Annotated in this window: 18 protein-coding genes; all 18 read right to left on the reverse strand. The window is 33.2% G+C overall.

Going from position 1 to position 19,720, the window contains the following annotated elements; genetic code table 11:
* Nucleotides 1-2: 2 nt before the first annotated feature.
* The 18 genes from BAU23_RS14325 to BAU23_RS14405 all read right to left on the reverse strand — a co-directional run bounded on the left by BAU23_RS14325 (nt 3) and on the right by BAU23_RS14405 (nt 19,681).
* Nucleotides 3-1,190 (reverse strand): nucleotidyltransferase domain-containing protein, encoded by a 1,188-nt coding sequence (locus BAU23_RS14325; RefSeq protein ID WP_071734711.1) that lies wholly within the window; start codon nt 1,188-1,190, stop codon nt 3-5.
* Between the two features lie 22 nt (nt 1,191-1,212).
* Nucleotides 1,213-1,665, reverse strand: a complete 453-nt coding sequence (locus BAU23_RS14330) for a lasso peptide biosynthesis B2 protein (protein WP_001021513.1) — start codon at nt 1,663-1,665, stop codon at nt 1,213-1,215.
* A 45-nt stretch (nt 1,666-1,710) separates the two neighbouring features.
* Nucleotides 1,711-2,010: a lasso peptide biosynthesis PqqD family chaperone gene (locus tag BAU23_RS14335; RefSeq protein WP_000095761.1), complete on the reverse strand. Its 300-nt coding sequence runs from the start codon at nt 2,008-2,010 to the stop codon at nt 1,711-1,713.
* Nucleotides 2,010-2,939: a hypothetical protein gene (locus BAU23_RS14340; RefSeq protein WP_000582033.1), complete on the reverse strand. Its 930-nt coding sequence runs from the start codon at nt 2,937-2,939 to the stop codon at nt 2,010-2,012. The genes BAU23_RS14335 and BAU23_RS14340 overlap by 1 nt, the downstream gene beginning before the upstream one ends.
* A 107-nt stretch (nt 2,940-3,046) precedes the next feature.
* Nucleotides 3,047-3,178 carry a paeninodin family lasso peptide gene (locus BAU23_RS29805; protein WP_000808480.1) on the reverse strand — a complete coding sequence of 44 codons (132 nt, stop codon included), beginning with the start codon at nt 3,176-3,178 and terminating at the stop codon, nt 3,047-3,049.
* A 14-nt stretch (nt 3,179-3,192) separates the two neighbouring features.
* Entirely contained in the window at nt 3,193-5,130 is a 1,938-nt protein-coding gene (locus BAU23_RS14345; RefSeq protein ID WP_071734712.1) for a lasso peptide isopeptide bond-forming cyclase, read from the reverse strand.
* 1,028 nt (nt 5,131-6,158) lie between these two features.
* Nucleotides 6,159-7,328, reverse strand: a complete 1,170-nt coding sequence (locus BAU23_RS14350; protein ID WP_071734713.1) for a DegT/DnrJ/EryC1/StrS family aminotransferase — start codon at nt 7,326-7,328, stop codon at nt 6,159-6,161.
* 13 nt (nt 7,329-7,341) lie between these two features.
* Complete coding sequence (locus BAU23_RS14355) at nt 7,342-7,974, reverse strand: acetyltransferase (RefSeq protein ID WP_071734714.1); 633 nt, start codon at nt 7,972-7,974, stop codon at nt 7,342-7,344.
* A 13-nt stretch (nt 7,975-7,987) separates the two neighbouring features.
* Nucleotides 7,988-8,584 (reverse strand): sugar transferase, encoded by a 597-nt coding sequence (locus BAU23_RS14360; RefSeq protein WP_070146104.1) that lies wholly within the window; start codon nt 8,582-8,584, stop codon nt 7,988-7,990.
* A 346-nt stretch (nt 8,585-8,930) separates the two neighbouring features.
* On the reverse strand, nt 8,931-10,478 hold the full coding sequence (locus BAU23_RS14365) for a lipopolysaccharide biosynthesis protein (RefSeq protein ID WP_071734715.1): 1,548 nt from the start codon (nt 10,476-10,478) through the stop codon (nt 8,931-8,933).
* Nucleotides 10,479-10,526: 48 nt separating this feature from the next.
* Complete coding sequence (locus BAU23_RS14370) at nt 10,527-11,534, reverse strand: glycosyltransferase (protein WP_016130938.1); 1,008 nt, start codon at nt 11,532-11,534, stop codon at nt 10,527-10,529.
* 43 nt (nt 11,535-11,577) lie between these two features.
* Complete coding sequence (locus BAU23_RS14375; RefSeq protein WP_071734716.1) at nt 11,578-12,504, reverse strand: SP_1767 family glycosyltransferase; 927 nt, start codon at nt 12,502-12,504, stop codon at nt 11,578-11,580.
* A 128-nt stretch (nt 12,505-12,632) separates the two neighbouring features.
* A complete protein-coding gene (locus BAU23_RS14380; protein ID WP_016130940.1) occupies nt 12,633-13,799 on the reverse strand; it encodes an acyltransferase family protein in 1,167 nt (388 codons plus the stop codon).
* A gap of 72 nt (nt 13,800-13,871) precedes the next feature.
* The gene (locus tag BAU23_RS14385) at nt 13,872-15,053 is read right to left on the reverse strand and encodes a glycoside hydrolase family 88 protein (protein ID WP_071734717.1); all 1,182 of its coding nucleotides are present in this window, start codon (nt 15,051-15,053) and stop codon (nt 13,872-13,874) included.
* 20 nt (nt 15,054-15,073) lie between these two features.
* Nucleotides 15,074-16,255 (reverse strand): glycosyltransferase, encoded by a 1,182-nt coding sequence (locus tag BAU23_RS14390; RefSeq protein ID WP_071734718.1) that lies wholly within the window; start codon nt 16,253-16,255, stop codon nt 15,074-15,076.
* A 12-nt stretch (nt 16,256-16,267) separates the two neighbouring features.
* Entirely contained in the window at nt 16,268-17,458 is a 1,191-nt protein-coding gene (locus BAU23_RS14395; protein WP_016130943.1) for a glycosyltransferase, read from the reverse strand.
* Between the two features lie 13 nt (nt 17,459-17,471).
* A complete protein-coding gene (locus BAU23_RS14400) occupies nt 17,472-18,632 on the reverse strand; it encodes a polysaccharide pyruvyl transferase family protein (RefSeq protein ID WP_000671003.1) in 1,161 nt (386 codons plus the stop codon).
* 17 nt (nt 18,633-18,649) lie between these two features.
* Nucleotides 18,650-19,681 (reverse strand): glycosyltransferase, encoded by a 1,032-nt coding sequence (locus tag BAU23_RS14405; protein WP_001081477.1) that lies wholly within the window; start codon nt 19,679-19,681, stop codon nt 18,650-18,652.
* Between the last annotated feature and the right edge of the window lie 39 nt (nt 19,682-19,720).

A 19,720-nucleotide genomic window follows, 5' to 3' on the forward strand; every position in this document is an offset into this window, starting at 1 on the left:
TTTCACTTCTCCTTACGGTACCTCATTTCCCTCCAAATCCATAAAACCGGCCGCAAAGGGAAATATAAAACATGCAGTTGTTTTGGCAGTGGTAAAGTTTCCACATCCTGAGGATAAGGATACAACCAACTAAGATGAAACAGTAGCTTTTGAGAGCTTGTCTTTAACAAATATAAATATCGCTCATGATATTTTGAAACTTCTTCCGGGACAGGATCTGTATGCAAGTTAATCATATTTTCCAAGTAATATATAGCAAGCTGCGCTAATTGCGTTACCTTTCTCCCTGACATTAATACTTTTGCCTCTTCCTCTATTATAAGAGTATCTAAAAGCTCAGAAGATAAAATAAGCGCCTGACCTACCAGTTGTTTACATCCATATCTCCCCAACATAACAGTGAGTTCTTCCCAATCTATTTCTTGCCTTACCATACGGTCAATGTCCGTTAACCATCGAAGCCTGGACCAACCATGCCTAGTTCCATGAGTCACAAGAAACATAAACAAATCCTCTCTACCTAAAAAATAGACAGGATAATTTGTGACAGGACTCGTCCTCTTTCGCCCCCATAACTCATCGAAGTGTGGTTCCTTTCCCGGTCCTGGGTGTAGTCGCCAATGAATCTCCAATTTCACCTTACTTATCGGATGCGTGTAAGTTGTATGGTGGCGTCTCCACTTCCATTCATTCATAACCGTCGGAAAATCATCCTCTTTGACATAACCATTCTTTACAAGTAATTCGTTCACTTTTCCAAGATCATCTATAGGAACAAGGGCATCCAGATCCCCTGATGTTCGAAGGGAAACATCTCCATATAGGTCTGCGCCAAGAATAGGGCCCTTCAAAAATAGAAGTTGAAGTTGGTTTTCAGCAAATAATTTACTTACTTTTCCCATTTCTCCACTTAAATGAAGCATATGGAATGTATTCCTTTTAAAATATGTACTTAATACTTGCACAACATTTGATGGAACTAACTGTTTATCAATAGATTTCATTTTTGGGTAAATGAACGCGTACATACGATGATGCAGCGCCAGTTTCAAAAATTTGTTCCAATCAATATTTATGAACCAGTCTCCCGGGATTTCTTGTATCTCTTTATCTTCCTTCTTTATAATTTCAAGTAACAATTTTAGTTCTTTAGGTAAATGACTCAAATCAAGATTACAACCGGTATACATCTCATTCTCCTTCAAGATTTTTTTACCCTATCCTTTTTGCAAATTTACCAACAACGGTAAATCTCTTCATTTCTTCTACGCCAGTAATATAAAAGGGCCCGCTACGTAACCACGCATGGGCAATCATATTTCCCGTCTCATCTTTCGCGGTCCCTAAGTAAAGGGTACTTTCAATTTGACGCTTCTCCAACATTTTCATTGCAGCGATAGCTTTAACGAGACACTGGCTTTCCCAAAATGTATAACGGCTCATCATATGCACTGCTTGAGAAATTTTCCTTAACGTAATCTTTTCCGATTCATCATAGCTTAAAGACGTTTCTGCCATATGAATTCCTAATATAGGAGCAGCTTTAGAAAACGGTATACTTTTCAGAATACGAGCCCAGCCTAAATAAAAGAAAGCTTCTATAAGTAATAATTTTGTTCCCATATCGAACGACAAGAAAGCTTTGGCTTTATTTATGATATTCATCGATCCTACTCCTAATCTATTAAATCTGGAACGTTCAATTAAAAATCAAAGTTTTTCATCAACCGAAATTAACCCTTCTGCATACAAATGATTTAAGAAAGAGAGTACTTGTTCCTTACATTCTGCCTCTTCAATCATATATCGAGACAATAATATATCGATCACTTGATTGACAGATATTAATTCATTAATTAAACTCCAAATTTCACCACCTATACCTCCTAAGTTATAGTATTTCCCATTATGGATGCTCATCATCACTTTCTCCCCATCCATATCGCTCACTACATTTTCCTGACCTTGTACAACAAAACTGTGTAATGAAATTGTTTGTTTACTACTCATTATTTTTCCTCCTCTTTTAAAGACTCTAGAATTTTGGATACTAAATCATGTGCCGTAAACTTTGAAATAGGACGTCTCAATTGACACATATCTATTTTGTTGACGATATTTGTTGAATGCATAAAATGCCATTCCATCATCCCCAATCGTGGGATTAATGAATTCCTATATGTATGACGTAGCAATGTGCGTAGTCTCTCCAGTCCTTCAATCTGCTGAAGTTCAACATCCCCATTTTCTACTTTCACTAATTCGAATACACCTGCCAATGGTAATGGTTCCTCGAAAAAGTTAGCTGTAACGGGGACAGCATATTTAGTTTCCCTTTCAAATAATGGCTGATAATGCGCTGTCTCCATTCCAAACTGATCAAGACTCTCTTTCCATAACTTTTGCTGCGGGTAAGATGGTGTAACAAAAGGAGTATTATCCTCAGAAAGAGACACAGCAATTACATCATCACTTAAAAGCTTATAGCCTTTGCTTAAAAGGGCTGATGCAAGAGTTGATTTTCCAGCTCCTGATCTTCCTACAAAAGCATACGCCTTTCCATTGATGGCTATTACACTTCCATGCAGAGGGAGTATTTTTCTCTGCATCAACAATGCCCCCATACAAGTCCCAAGAATATAAAGCCGAATCTTATCTTGATCAGACCCTTTCATAGGTGAAACAATGATTTTTTCTCCATTTTTAATACAAAACGTAGCAGTTTCGGGGATTTGAAACATAATTAATTCTTCTTCAACTACAAACACTGACTTCGGAGAAGATAACTCTCCCCATAATTGGGACAAATCTGCAGTTTCTATTTTTACGTCTACTTCATTTTCGTAATTACTTACTTGAGGCAATTCCGGCAGGGGAATCTCACTTAATAGGGCTAATCCGAAGGCTTTGTAAATCTCTTTCTTTACAGTATGTATCATCTTTCTCACTCCAAATAGTTGAAAAATTGATTAAAAAAAACCCTTATACCGTAATTAAACTATATAAGGGCTGTAAAGCATATAAATCTCATTTAAATATTAGTGCATTAGCTGTGGTGAAGAGCGCCTTGCTCATCCTCATCTTCAAAAACTTGGTCAACAAGTCTCTTTCCAGGTCCAGCCATTGTCATGTTGATATCAAGTACTTCTAATACTGGTGATTGCCATTCTTGTTTCATAATTTCACCCCCTTTCAAATATATTTTTTGATAAATCGATAAACAATAAGACTACGCATTAAAATTCTAAAATCTGGATCAAACACGTATTCTACTCGTGGTTCTCCTTGAATTTTCAAAATCGCGCTCTTAATAATCTCCATATTAAAAAAGTTAGAGGCCACTGGGTCTTTACTAAGCTGCTGAAGTTCCTCGATAAACATTTTCCATGAAGGAATCATGCGATGAACCACATCAGCTGCCTGTATTCCCCGCACACGCTGATTTAACCTTACTTTGTCAGGAAGAAATCCTTTTGTGGACCTCCGGACAAGTGCACGATTTAAGCCATTTTGAACAAATTGTTCGAGTGGTAACGATAAACAGAATCGAATTACCCGTAAGTCATTCGTTGGATCATGCCCTTGTAAACCATAACGCAAGGAGAGCTTTGTTCCACTTGTACCCGTTGTATTCCACAAGTTTAGCTGTTCAAAATGTTTCTGCCTTATTTCATATATATTTGGGATAGAGGCCCCTGTTACTTTCACACCATGTTCTTCAAGCTTTCTAAATACATCAGTACGTTTGGCAAGTTCTGGACTAACTAACGTTGGCAGTTCGTATTGCTGTTCTGAGGAAAACATGTTTTTTATCGATGGGAATGCTTTCTCCCCTACAACTTTCAGTATTCTCGATTTTTTGACTCCAACGTTCTTACCATACAAATCAATTTCACGATAAAGCTGCAACCAGCTGAACTTTTTAAGTAAAATCGCATAATAATCTAAAGCTGGCCCCCAAGAGATTGTGAAATTTCCTCTCGCTCCATTTAAGAGCACCCCAATCCCTTGTTGTTGAGCTTTTTCATAAATTCCTTTCACCCAGACGGAATTTTCGAAAAATTTATATGGCATCTCCATAATCTCAAGCCAATCATCAATTTCTGAGAAAGAATTTTCTCCCGGAAAATTCAAATAATTCCCTTTAATATTCCCTACATGTTGTACTGTAGTTTGAATAAATGGCTTTTCATCAGCAATCGTATGACCACGAGTCCAATCAGTAAACCCTTCCGCAGGTACCGAGCTGAATGTATATAATTTTTTGTTCTCTTTTTGCAGGGCTCTCGCAGCAAAGCTAGCAACAGCTCCTGAATCTAATCCCCCACTTAAATGAGAACCAACATTACGATGAGTACGTAACCTTGATGTTACTGCGCTTTCAAATACGTCCCTGAACGCCTCTTCATAATCTTCATTTGATTTGAGTTGCAACTGCTCCTCTACAAATAACGTGTCGTATTTCGCAATACTAACTCTTCCCTTAACTACGGAGATAGTATGAGAAGGCGGGACTTGCTCTATATTTTTATGCACTGTTGAAAATGCATCTATTGTATCAAGCATATTAGGTATCGCTAAATATTCAGCTAACCATTGCTCATTCAATTCCTTCCCAACGTACGGTAAAGAAAACAGCGGTTTTATGCTAGTACAAAAAGCAAATTGATTTTGATTGCGGTAAAAGTAAAAAGTCCGACTTCCTGAAAAATCACGTGCACCAAAGAGCAATTGCTTTCTCTCATCCCAAATCATAAAAGCAAAATCACCAATTAGATACTTTGGTACATGCTCTCCCCACTTTTGATAAGCGAGTAAAATCAACTTACTATCAGGCATCTCTCTTCTATGTACCTTGTCTACTTGCAATCTATCGAATAATTCATTGCGATTATCAATAATAGCATCAGCAGTTATAACCAACTGTGTTTCATAATCATAGTAGGGTAATTGTTCATTAATAGATTCAGATGTTATCCATTTTGCATGGGAGCCAAAAAAAACATTTTCCTTGTGCCATATATCGGTATTGTCACCTGGATAACGAGATAAATCTTTCATGATTCCAATCCTATGTTCAGGCGGTATCGGTTCTCCATTTAAATGATAAATTCCGGTTATTGCACTCATTTTTTCCTCCCACTACGAGACAATTAAGGGAAAACCCGATGGATAAGTAAATTACTAGATATATCAAAAAAATGTTATTAATATACTAGAAAACCCTTTCCTCAAACTACCTCGTTTACGCATAACAGATTTTAAAACCCAATTTTATAGCCTTAAATCTTTTTCAGTTGAAGTATTCAAGCTTCCAGGCTACCTATCCTATTGTAAACCCTTGCATTTTAATTTTCTCAAAAAAGAACAAAGGTGTGATTTTCTTAATTCGAATCAAAATATTACCATCTGAATTTTATATAAATAAAAATCACTGAATTTAATATATCGATAAAACGTTTATATTCTTTATAAAGAATATAAACTCAGATTACCATTTCACTATTACATTGTCAAGTATCTATATACTCAAGAAAGTGAATATTTATGTATCTTTTTTAGTAACTGTAAGAACAAATAATACAGTACAACTTTAATCGGTAGGAGGCTTTACATCCCTACCGACTATTAATCTCATCAATCGAGCTTTTACGAACATTCCATCTATCTTCTAAGTTTCCCTAAAATCTTAAGGTAGTGCTCTTAATGCTCATAAATAGCAGGATAAACGTTATATCTTACAAATACACAGGATAATTTTCATCTTTTTATATTTTTAAAATTTCTGTGCTATGATATTTTATATAATTTATTATTAACCCACTAATTAAAGTTGATTTTTCACTTGTTATGTTCTCTATTACTTTATTCTCCTGCTTCTTTAATCGAAACCGGAGAATAACCTTTTTATATTTATACCATTTTCACAAAGGGGATGATATAATATGCGTTTACCACTAATAAAAAATACCATTCGCATTTACCACAAGATTATGTACGCTTACTATTTCACTCTTTATAGGGATTGCCGTGACCTTCATTCAAAGAAAATTTTTTTCAGTAAAATGAGATTTCATAAAAACAGCACTGAATGAGATATTAAATCCTCCTAGTTCATTAACACCCTTCTTAATTAAAGCTGTTTCTATTTTTTATCTTTACATGCCAGCACTTACCATCAATATATTCTTAATACATGTAATAACTCTTGTCTGATCTTTTTCTGTCATACCTGATCCAGACGGAAGACATACGCCTGTTGCAAATAATTTTCTAGAAACATCCTCACTCTCACTATGCGGATAATACATTACATCTTCAAATAAAGGTTGCATATGAAGAGGCTTCCAAACAGGACGCGCCTCAATGTTTTCATTTTCCAGTTGTTTCAGTAATGCCTGAATCGGTACTCCTGTTTTTTCTTCATCTACAGTAAGAACTGTAAGCCATCGGTTTGAATAAGTATCCTCTAACTCAGGCATAAACTGTATCCCTGAAATATGAGATAATTCTTGATAATATCTATCAAATATTCGTCTTCTTGCATGTACTCTCTCTTGTAAGACCTGCAGCTGTGCTCTACCTACACCTGCTAAAACATTACTCATACGATAATTATATCCAACCTCACTATGTTGGTAGTGTGGAGCCGGATCTCTTGCTTGAGTAGCTAAAAATCTTGCTTTTCTCAATGCCTCGACATCATTTGAAACAAGCATGCCTCCACCTGAAGTTGTAATGATTTTATTGCCGTTAAACGAATAAATACCAAATTTTCCGAATGTCCCGCTTTCTTTACCTTTATAGGAAGAACCGAGCGATTCTGCCGCATCTTCTATCACTGGGACATCATATTCATTACATAACGAAAGAATTTCATCCATTTTAGCGCTTTGTCCATATAAATTTACAACAATGACAGCTTTCGGAGGTATTCCTTTCTCATTTGCATCACGTAATGCACGTTCTAAAGCTTGTGGCGACATATTCCACGTTTCAAGCTCAGAATCAATAAATACTGGTTTAGCCCCTAAATATAAAATTGGATTTGCGCTCGCTATAAAAGTAAGACTTGAACAAAACACCGTATCTCCATCATTTACATCCAGTAAGCGAAGTGCCAAATGGATAGCAGAGGTTCCTGAACTAACTGCAGCCGCATCAAGAACTCCAACATGGGATGAAAGTTCACTTTCAAACGCATCTACATTTGGACCAAGTGGAGCAATCCAATTCATATCAAATGCTTCCCCTATATATTTTTGTTCATTACCGCTCATATGTGGAGCGGAGAGATAGATTCTTGTTTTTTCCTGTGAGTATACCACTTTAAACACTCTCCTATAATTCTTTTTTTATTACTCTAGCTGGAATACCAACTGCCTTACAATTCGCTACAATGTCACGGATCACCGTTGCTCCGGCACCGATAACGGACCAATCGCCAATTGTAATATTTGGAATCACATTAACTCCTGCTCCTATATGTACTCCTATTCCTACAGTAACGGATCCTGTAAGCACTGCATTTGGGGAAATATGTGCAAAATCATTTATCTTATTATCATGTTCAATAATAGCGCCTGAATTGACAATAACGTGATTCCCAATTTCAACATCTGCATTAACAATTGCACCTGGCATAATAACTGTACCAGTTCCAATCTTTGCACTTAAACTAACAATAGATTGTTTATGTATAAGCGTCGCATAGCGATGACTGGGAATCTCTAACTGCTCCATAATTATCTTTCTTGTTCTGTTATTCCCTATAGCTATCACGAACTTTGTATCTACATGCTCATCCATTAACTTTACAGCTGCAGAAATAGGTCCAAAATAGACACCATCCTCAATTTTTAACTCTTTATACACATCATCTAATTGCGCAATGATTTCATAATTTCCATACGATAGGATAATATCTCGGATTACTTTACTATGACCACCTGCCCCAATCATAATTATTCGCATCCATCTCACCTCCTCAAGAATTCTTTGTACCATTAAATTTTTCCACAGTTACATGCCCAACCTGATTGATTCCTTCTGACTTAAATACTTTCTTTACCGTTAACAACAAAATTTTCATATCAAGCCAAAAAGTCCGTTTTTTTGCATACCATACATCAAAATCAAATTTTTCCTCCCAAGAAATCGCGTTTCTGCCATTTACTTGGGCCCATCCCGTAATCCCTGGTCTGACATTATGCCGCTTGGCCTGCTCTTCTGTGTATAGTTCCAAATACTCCATCAATAATGGTCTTGGACCTACCAAACTTAAGTCCCCTTTTATAACATTAAACAACTGTGGCAATTCATCTAAACTATATTTTCTCAGAAACCCTCCGAAACGGGTAAACCTTACATCATCGGGCAACGCATTCCCCTCACTATCCTTCTCGTCAGTCATAGTTCTAAACTTATAAAGAAAAAAAGGGACACCATGCAATCCCGGGCGTTGCTGCTTAAATATGATAGGGGAACCCAACTTAATTCTAACTAAAACAGCCACTATTATAATAAGAGGTAAAAGAAACACCAATAATGACAAAGAAACGAACAAATCGAAAAGTCTTTTCATATATAATCATACTCCTAATTTGATTTATGTATTAACCTCTACTCCATAACTGTCTAAAACTTCTATCTTCATAAAAAGCAGCCCCATTCATAGTTGAAAAATAACAAATTGATTTACTTTTTTATTTAAGGACATGTCATGCAAAATACTTAATTAAAATACTCAGTAATAAGAACACCACCATATTCAACAGAGCATAGTGGTGTTTCATTTCTAAAAGATTCTTAATACTTTCCTTTTATTTACTTGCTCTTACTTTAAGCATTATAATTTTGTGTCAATTCATTAGGCGCTGGTGCTCGATGGATTGGGTCAGTAACGGGATTATAGAAATGTAGATTTCAAATTAAAAAGTGCCCTTTTTGTGTGACTGAATTTTCACCCTCAGGTTTCCAATTATACTTTTAACAATTCCAAATAAATACTTAAATTCATCTGTCTTATAAAAAACAAATACATAAATAGCATTTGGAATTATTAAACAAATCATCCCTCTTAATATTAATTCTAGTAATCCATTATACGGAATAAGACCACATATTAAACTTGTGATAACACAAGCTCCTAACCCTATCATCACATAGTAAGTATATTTTAAAAAATAATCTCTAACCGGTTTACGGAATACTTTCTTATATACTAAATAAGGAGCAATCCAAAATGGAACCACTAGTGTACTTATAAGTGTTCCAATAAAAACACCTGTTATGCCCATATATTGCACCAAGACAATAGAAGCCACCAGATTCACGGCAGCCTCTAAAAAGGGCGCATACCTATCTTCATGAAAAATCCCTGATGTTGTCTTGACCATAGATATAGAACGTCTCATTCCTGATACATAAAAATTTATCATTAATATAATTAATACACTTATATCCATAATAAATTTCGAACCAATCCATAAAGTAATAAAGGGTTGCATTATAATATATAAAAATATGGAAAAAAATGAGTATATCCAAAAATTACAAAGCATAGTAATCTTAAATATGCTATAAATTTTTTCATCGCTTTCTTTTGCAACCAAATTCCCTACACTATGATTTATATTATCAAAGATTTGATTTATAAAAGTTCTACAAATGTTAATTAACATATAATAATTTGAATACAATCCAACAGCTGTAACACTGACAAAAGACGCAATTAACATGTTATCAGTACCAAAGACAATATATCCGCCTATATTATGTAACACTAAAGCCTTTACATTTTTAACAATATTACTTTTGGTTTCACTATCTAATTTGCTTGCTGCTTTATTTTTTAAAAATGGGTACATCTTATCTACCAATATAGCCAAGAACGCAGAGGTACTGATTGTTATAATAATATCGATTATTAGATATAAAATATAACTATGCGTAAAGTATAAAATTCCTATTTTAATGCAAGTAGATATAATAGATGAGATAGAATAAATCCCTGTAACAATATATCCCTTTTGACAAACATTTAAAAATGAGGTTTTATAAGAAAATAGATAAGATGAAGCTGTATTAATTAAAAATATAATATAAATAAAATGAATATTGTCTACCTTTGCATCTTTAGCGATATATCCAAGAAAAGGTGACAAAAGTAATCCTAGTAACAATACTATTAAAGCTATTGCCATATATGCCTTTCTATAAAAATTCATAAGCATATTGATTCTATCCTGATTATTTTCTGCCACTGGTTTATATAGATTATATATGATAGCAGATCCTATTCCTGCTTCAGCTAAAGATAACATTCCTAATATATTAGTAAATAATCCATTTACCCCCAGATACTCAACACCTAAATAAGTAATAAATATGGTTCTGGAAGCAAAACTTAGTAACGTAATAATAACTTGACTGCCTATACCGGCTGATATATTAATTATTGAATTTTTAACTCTCATTTTTCCTCCCACTTCAGAAAGTATGAAAACACTTTCAACCCAAGAGCATTACCTGATTTCTCTTTTATATGCTGCAACTATTAAAGGATACACTTTAAACTTTATTGCTAAATAATATATATACTCCTTAAAGTTATTGCATCGATATGAAAAACCAATTCCTTTTACACTATCTGAGAACATTTCATAATTCACTATTCTACGAAAAGCATTATTAACATCCACATTAGGGTCGCTTTTTAAATTATTAATCAAGAGTCTATATATGTGATTTATATAATAATTAGCCATATCTTTTTTAAATTGCTTATCGTGTAGTAAACCAAATTCTTGTGAAAGTTGTCTTCTCATTTGATATTGTAAAACTAAACTGTTCTCTAAATTTGGTTTATACGGAACCCTCATTAAGCTATTTGGATTATTAATAGTATAAAAATAAAGAACTTCTGAGACTGCACATACCCTTTGTGAGTGCAATAAAAACTCTAAATTAAAAATAACATCTTCTCCAATAAACACTTGTTCATTAAATCTGATGTTTTTTTCTTTTATAATGCTTAAATTGTATATATACCTCCATGCGAAGCATAGATCATTCTTGGAATGAACATTTGGAGAGCTCAGTATAAAATCTCTCCCGTTCATAACAGTATCTAATTTGAAGTTAGGAATAATACTATTATTATTTGGAACAGTTTTGTATCCGCATATTACAGCATCACACTTTTCATCTTCCGCAATACCATATAACCTAGTAAAATAGTTTTCGCTTACCACATCATCGGGATCTATAAACACTATATACTTCCCTGTAGCAGCCTCGATCCCTGCATTCCTTGCGCTACTCACTCCTCCATTTTCTTTATAGATTACTTTAATTCTATTATCCTTTTCTACATATTCTTCACATATTTCACCACATTTATCTGTTGAACCATCATTGACTAGAACTAATTCAATATTGACGAAAGGCTGTTTTAAAACACTTTCAATACATCTAGCTAACCATTTTTCCACATTATATATGGGAACAATAACACTTATTAATTCATGCAATCCTTTCACCTCTACATTACTTACATAAGTTAAACCCTCATGCCTATCTTATTACAGCTTTAATTTCGCTTAAATATTTCTCATCTTGAATATCGCCCACATTTTGTCCAGCACCTGCTTCACATACGTACTTATTTTCAATTTTGATTTTAGTTTTTGCTTGTCTTAAAAACCATTCGTATTCAATATCCACATGCCCTATATCAATTGCTTGATATCCCTCTTTATACAAATCATATGCTAATATAGTAGCAGTAGGCCCTATCGCTAATAGAATCAATTTAGATTTATTATTTTTTTTTGCTGCTGTTAAGATTTTATTGTAATGTAAGAATGCATGCTCCTCTGGTACTAAAATCCTTTCAATTGATTTAGCATTGTCAAACAGATCATTTCCAATACCTAATCTACTCTTACTACCCTCTATTAAAACTATATCCCTATCTTTCCATATTAATTTTAATAATATAAACCATTCTTTACATTTTGACTTATCTCGAAAGGGATAATAGAATCTCGATATAAAGGAATTATAATATATTTTTCCCTTCTTCAAGTCTTTATACCACTTTAATCTATATTTTGCAGTATGAAGACTCCAATAATCCTTTGGTTCATCTGCATATTTTGATAAATCTTGAAAAACATCCGGCAAACAAACTAAGAACTTCTCATCTTCACTTAGCAATATTTCTTTTAATCTTTTTGATAACAAATGATCAGCCCGTTGAAATGTTATATCTAGATTATGAATTAATTTAAATTCACCATCACCATACCTGGCTACGGAAGCTTTATCATGAATAATTTTTTTTAAAGTTTCATCTATAGATTGAATTCTAGGGGGCTTGAAAAAGCACTTCGTGAATCGATCTTTTATGATAGTTAATCGATTCAAACTCTGAATTTTGATATCGATCAATTTATTCCAAATAAAAACTAACATACTTTTTATTTTTATTTGCACCATACCAAGCTCCTTTCTAATACTTTTCTCGATAGAGCATTAGATTATCTTTCCTCTTTTTCTTAAGAAAATTACTCTTATCCCTCTATTCACATCTTACATACTATTTATTCTTATTATTTTCCAATTTTTCAACTAGCCTTTTTTCTCAATGAAACATCGCCTCTAGAATTTTTAGTGGCAAGTTTCCGGCCTATTTTTATTGATGGAATTTCAATAAATTTATAACATAAGACCGACACAACCATAGTAAATAAGAAAGAAATTAATAAAATTAAAGGCACTGATATCTTTCCATAGAAAATATGAACTGTTGTTAATAGAACAATTGGATGTACTAAATAAAGACTATATGATATTTCCCCTATAAATTGTACTGGTTTAATCAGTAATAATTTAGAAAATAGTTTTGAACTTAGAGCGGATAGAATAATTAAAACTGCACCAAAGCATATATACCAATCGATGATAATAAGATACAAATCATAATCGATTTCACCAATTAGTTTGGAAAGTAACATAAATGGGATACGGGGATAGCTAAAAAATAAAAGACCTAAAGGCAATAATATATATTTTACTTTTGAATTAATAATTTTACTCACTAAATATTCTCTGTTTTTGGCTAGTAGTGCACCAATAATAAACATTGAGCTATAATGTAATGTGATAAAGTAATTGGTGGATACTGGCATATTAAATTCGCTTGGAATGTTCTTCATTAATAAATAACCAATAACTGATAAAAACATCGCTATCCCAATACTTACTTTCCAGTTTACTCTAAGTAAAAGAAAAATAATTAAAGGAAACACTATGGAAATTCGCATCTCGTGAACTAATGACCAAATCACCATAATAAACGCATCAGAATTAAATTCTCTCAAGAATAAAATATGATCTATTACTCTATTAAAAGAAACTTCTATGTTCCATGAACCCCATTGTACCAAACCAGGAATGGTACCAATTTTAGAATGAATCCCCAATTTAATTCCTATTGCAATAAAAAGAATCATAATATAAGGAATGTAAATCCTACAAACTCTTTTAATAAGATACTTTAAATAATTAAATTCCGTCCCTTTATAAAAAGGCAAGGATAGAACAAATCCACTTAACACAAAAAATATAATAACAGCCGAATGACCTTGCCATAATATAGAAAAATAGGTCCCAAATGTTGAATACATTACCTTTTTACCTAATATCGGAAATAATGCTAAGAAGTGCCCTAATAGAACAATGATTGCAGCAATACCCCGAAGGGAATCCAATTCTTTATAACGTCCCGTCATAATTCTTCCCTCTGTTCTAAAATAAAATTTATTAATCTTACTATTGAAATTTAGTCATCTTTATAAGGATGACTAAATTTTATAATTATTACGTAAATTAATTAATCTAATACAAAACCCTTGTGTGAATGGCAAGATATCGAATAACGTAGAATATACACCTATATCCTTCGTATCACCTTGAGAGAAGTCGACCGCTCCGTTTCTTCTTGTCACTCCCATCAAATAACCGATAGCTTTATCTGCACTTTCCAAACATTCCTTTGAAATATCTTCTATCTTTGCTGCATTTAACATAAACCATCCCAGTGTGGATGTAGCGGAAGAATCTGGTCCGCATTCGTTCCTGGTTACAGTCCAATTCCAATTGCCTTGTTGTTGAAATTTCATCGTAGCTTTTGCAAATTTACGTACACTTTCTTCTAATACAGGTTTATAGCTGTTGTTTTCTGGTAATTCATTCCACGTATCTATAAGACCTATAGCAAACCATCCAAGACCTCTTCCCCAGCCATATAAACCTAGAGGAACTTTATCTTCTAATCTATAAGCATGACATGGTATATGACTTAAGTTTAACATTCCATATGTTTCATATTCTTTAATCTGCTTTACAGCCAAATCTATACACTCACTTTTGTTATACCTAATGCCGTAAGTCACTAAAAATGGACATATGAAACCTATGGTATCTACATAGCGATACCCTTTCATAAACTTCCTATATTCTATTGTACCATCTTCACCTAAATGCTCTTGTATCATTTCCCAAGTAGCATCCAAGGCTTTTTTATATTTATCTATATCCTCAAAATCCAGCTTCATGATCGCATAAGCAAGTATTGCCCCATCTACATACTGAGGTTTGTGCGCCCACTGACCATTATGATCAAATTTAGAGTTCAAAAACTTCGTAATTTCATGTTTCACTGCTTTGTCATCGTTATATTTCAGGTATTCAGACAACCCTAATAGTAAAGATGCTTCTTGCCAATGCTGTATAGCACTTTTCGTATAATTTCCTTTCAACATATCAATTGCTATTAATCTTGTGTTATCAGTTACCTTAATCTTTGGTGTTTTATTTAGCCACTTAACACCTATATGAGTGATTGACTGATTCCATAAGCTTTTATCCGTATATCTTCCTATTTTTATTCTTCCCAACCAATTCTTTCCTATAGGAATGAAATCAATCACTACAATAATTGCGATTACAGCAAGTAACACAAAGCACGCTGCCTGTATAACCATATAATTATGTCCTTTCTATACTACTCAAATAATGTATATAATTTTTTTATCTCCGACTCGGTTCCTAGCTCTTCATCTGATAAGTTCTTTATTAACTTATTTCTTAATTCTTCATTATGTATTAATTTCTTAATTCCCTCCGAAAGTGAGTGAGCATCCATGTCTATAATCAGCCCATTTTCTTCATTTTTAATTTGGTCTTTAGCTGTACTGAAGTTTGTTACCACTATTGGTTTATGCAGTATTTTTGCTTCGTCTATTGCGATAGACTTTCCTTCGAACCTGGATGGTTGTACATATATATCTGCTTCTCTTATATACGGATAGGGATTTTCTTTCAGTCCTAACAGTAAAAAATAATCTTGAAGGTGATTTTCTTCTATCATTTTTTCTAACTTACCTCGCCCTTCCCCTTCTCCAATGATATACCACTTTATTTCATATCCATCTCCAACCAGATTCTTACAGGCTTCTATAGCCAAATCAAATCCCTTTTCATGACTTAACCTTCCTACAGAAACAAGCTTTACCCCTTTACGCTCTAGATCTATCTTTTCCTGTGACATTTTATTTATCGTACTTGGAGATACGATGTTATGAATAACACCTATTTTGTCGTTATATATAGAAAATCTTTGTTTTAAAACATTGGCACATTCCTCAGACACCGTCACTATATGATCCAATGAACGAAAATAACCCCTATCAATGTTAGGATCCATTCCTAATTTGTCATAATCAGTGTGTATAAAACCAATTTTCTTATTCGCATTTACTTTGTCTATACAAAAGTAAACTGGGTTCTTTTCTAAGTACCCAATCGCTACATCATACTTTTTACTTATATTCTGTAAAGATTTTGATAGATATCGCCATACTCTCTGTTCACAACGAGCCTTGTTTTTTTCACTTTTAAATATGTAACCTGCACAAACCCTTGATAAGGCTATATCTAGTCTTCCTTGTCGCAAGCATTTCATGATAGCTGCTTTTATCGGCATATCAAACAACTGATACTCAGGAGGTTCTTCTAATACATTCACTTGTTTAGGAATTTTATTAAGGAATAAACCTTCATGCTTAAATAAAAATAAATCCACATTATAGCGAGAGTAATCCATCGTATTCAACAGAGAGATTAATGACTTCTCCGCCCCACCGCAGTTCAAATTATTGATAACAAATAATACGTCTTTTTTCATAATAATCACCTTTTAAAGAATTCCGTAGAGCTTATTTATTTCTTTTTCGGTTCCTAACTTTTCTGTAGATAAATTATTTACGATTCTTTCCCTTAATTCTATATCTTTGATAAGCCTTTCAATTTCAGTTGCTATTCCTTCTTCAGACATCTCAGCAATAATTCCGTTTATTCCATGATTTATTTGATCTTTTGCAGTTTCAAAGTTAGTCACCACTATCGGTTTATGCAATATTTTTGCTTCATCAATTGCTATAGACTTACCTTCATACCTAGATGGTTGCACATATATATCTGCTTTTCGTATATAAGGATAGGGATTTTCTCGAACCCCCAAAATTGTAAAATGGTTTGATAGATGATGATCTTCTATTAAACGTTCTAATGCATCTTTTTCATTTCCATCCCCTAATACGTACCAATTTATCTTGTATCCTTTTTCAAGAAGTAACTTGCAAGATTTCACTGCTAAATCTAAACCCTTTTCATGACTTAATCTGGCGACAGTAATAATATTGGTATAATGTCTATCAAACAAACTGTCATCTTCTATATCTTCTTTAGATAAATCATATATAACGCCAGGAGCTACTATATTATATATAATCGTAACTTTATTTTTTAGTTGTGGAAAATTTTCTTGTAACGATTTTGCACACTCTTCTGAAACCGTTATTAGATTATCTAGTTGTTCAAAATATGAGTTATCGAACTGGCAATCCATACCTGAATTCGAGTAGTTTGTATGTATCCATCCAGCCTTTTTTTTGGCATTGACCTTATCAACTACGAAGTATATTGAAGACTTTTCAAGATAGCCTATCGCTGCATCATACTCTTTTTCTAACACTTCAAATGACTTACTTTGATATTCCCATGTATACTGTTCTGAAATTGCAGCTTCCTTTATCAATCTATTTTTAATAGTGAACATCAATCTTGAATATGCTAAATCAATTTGTCCATTCTTTAAAAAGCCCATTATTGAATTTTTAAGGCTAGATGCAAATATTTTATAATCACTTGGCAGATCTAATATATTTACCTCTCTTGGTATCGAATTTATGAATATTCCTGTTTTATTAAACAAAAATAAATCTACATCATATAAACTGTAATCTATCTGAGATAGTAAATTTATCAAGCTTTTTTCTCCACCACCAGCAGATAAACTAGGCATAACAAATAGTAGTTTTTTTTTCATAATGTACCCCAAATTACTTAGACAATTCTTTCAAATATTCTACTGCTTTGTAAGACATTTTCTTTATATTAGGTATAGATTGTCGTAGCTTTTGCCTTATCTCCTCTTCCTCTCGTACCATCTCATCAAATCTTGCTTTTAATTTATTACTATCAGATATCTCCTCTATATCTAAAACTAATTTTTCTTCCCCAAATATATCTTTAGATATCCCTTTGGACTTTACACTATATCCCAATACCATAGTCGGAATAAAACTAGAGTAAGCAGCTATAGTTGCATGCGTTCGAGCTCCTATAAAGAAACGCATTCTAGCTATATACCCCTTATACTGTATTGCATTTAAGTTATCTGGTAACAGAATCACTCTGCCTGTGTCCTTAAATTCTTTGTAATATTTGTAGAGAACTTCGTAATCATTGTTCCCATCTTCAATAACGTGAGGTGTAAGAGCAATCGTCATATCTGTCGTATTTAATATATGATTAATTAACTCTCTTACCGCAACTTGAGAATTCTCATTTCTATTCCATACAAGCGGGCTAAAATTAAGACCCATTGTATTTCCTTCCTGCCATCCATTAGGCAACTCCAATTCTTCTTTTTCCATTGTAAATGCAGCATCAGCACACAATTGAACGTTATTTAATCCTTGTTTTTTTAACATATTATAGGTAAGACTTTCGCGTGCTAATATTAAATCAAAGAGCTTTAGATCTTCCAACTTTCTTTCAGACATATCCTCTTCTCCTATAGAACATCCCCATAGTACTAGCTTTTTCCCCTGCATTTTTACTCTTCTATCAATCTCATACCACCCAGGTTGCTCTCCATAGCAATAATTATCCCCCCCGATAGATAAACATACATCGGAACTTTTTATATGCTTTATTATGTTATGATGAATTTTCCCTAATGCATAAGACTCATCGTTAAAGAGTTTCACTTTAACTGAGGACAATAACCAATCATATGAATATTTTTTCAGACTGCGGCTAGAACCATCATATATATAATCTAACTTATTGATTACCTTATCTGTTTCAGGTCTATCTGATGCCAAACATACTTTTGCTCCATCTATTTTTTCTTTTATAATATTTGTAGAAGCTCGAACTATCGCTTCGCACCCTCTATTTAAACTGCCCCCATGGGCAAACATCATAAACTTCACACTAAATTCCTCCAGTTTTATTTATTTCTAAGCCTGCTGTAAGAGACTGCGAAGTATAACCCCACAGTAGATTTTCTTTTAATCATATTTATTAAAAATTTCTCATATCTACCAAGCTTGCTATAAGTTACTTCACAATATAGCGGCAATGCCTCTCTAACATATTTATTGCATATCATATTTTTTATGTATTCATATCTCTCACTAAACCGTATTTCCTTAGACGGTTCAAAATAAATATATACGTAGGAAATTACACTATTTATAAACTTTCTTGATTTCAATTCACGTATCTTTGCCTTATCGACCTTTTCGATGTAAATTTTCGGTAGTTCCATATTATATACTTCCACAGCTCGCTTGAAATAATCTTTTTTTGAGATATCCCGAGTTGCGCTACCCGCTACATCCCTATAATAATATCCCGTATAATCTATATATTTCATATTAGTTGCATTACTAAAAAATTGAATATTAAACATTCCATCTTCTCCTAATGCGACCTTCTCTGGAAACTTCACATTATTTTTCGTTATTATGCTATTTTTATAAATTTTGTTTACAGCAGTATTTAAATTATCGCTTTTAAGAAAATAGGTTAATATCTCTTTATTTATATATTCTTTTTTTAGAACGATATTAGTTGGAAATGGATATTCAATTGTTACCTTATGCCCTTCAATCTCACTTCTTAAATTTGATATAATTACATCACAATTGCTTTGTTTTGCTGAATTATACAGAGTTTCATACATATCCGCTTCTACATAATCATCAGCATCAACAAATCCAATATATTCACCATTAGCTATAAGAAGTCCTTGATTCCTTGCAATACTCACACCTTGATTTTTTTGATTTATAAGTATAATCCTGTCATCTAGTGCCCTATACTTTTCAATAATCTCTACGCTATTGTCCGTTGAACCATCATTAATAAAGATAAATTCGCAGTTATGAAGCACCTGATTTAACAGTGATTCTATACACCGAGTAATATATTTACCAGCATTATAAACCGGTATAATTACACTGACATTTCTATTCATGGGCAATTCACCCCTTTGCTTTGAATCCCTTATACTTTC

The organism is Bacillus nitratireducens, from assembly GCF_001884135.1.
Taxonomy (GTDB): Bacteria; Bacillota; Bacilli; order Bacillales; family Bacillaceae_G; genus Bacillus_A; species Bacillus_A nitratireducens.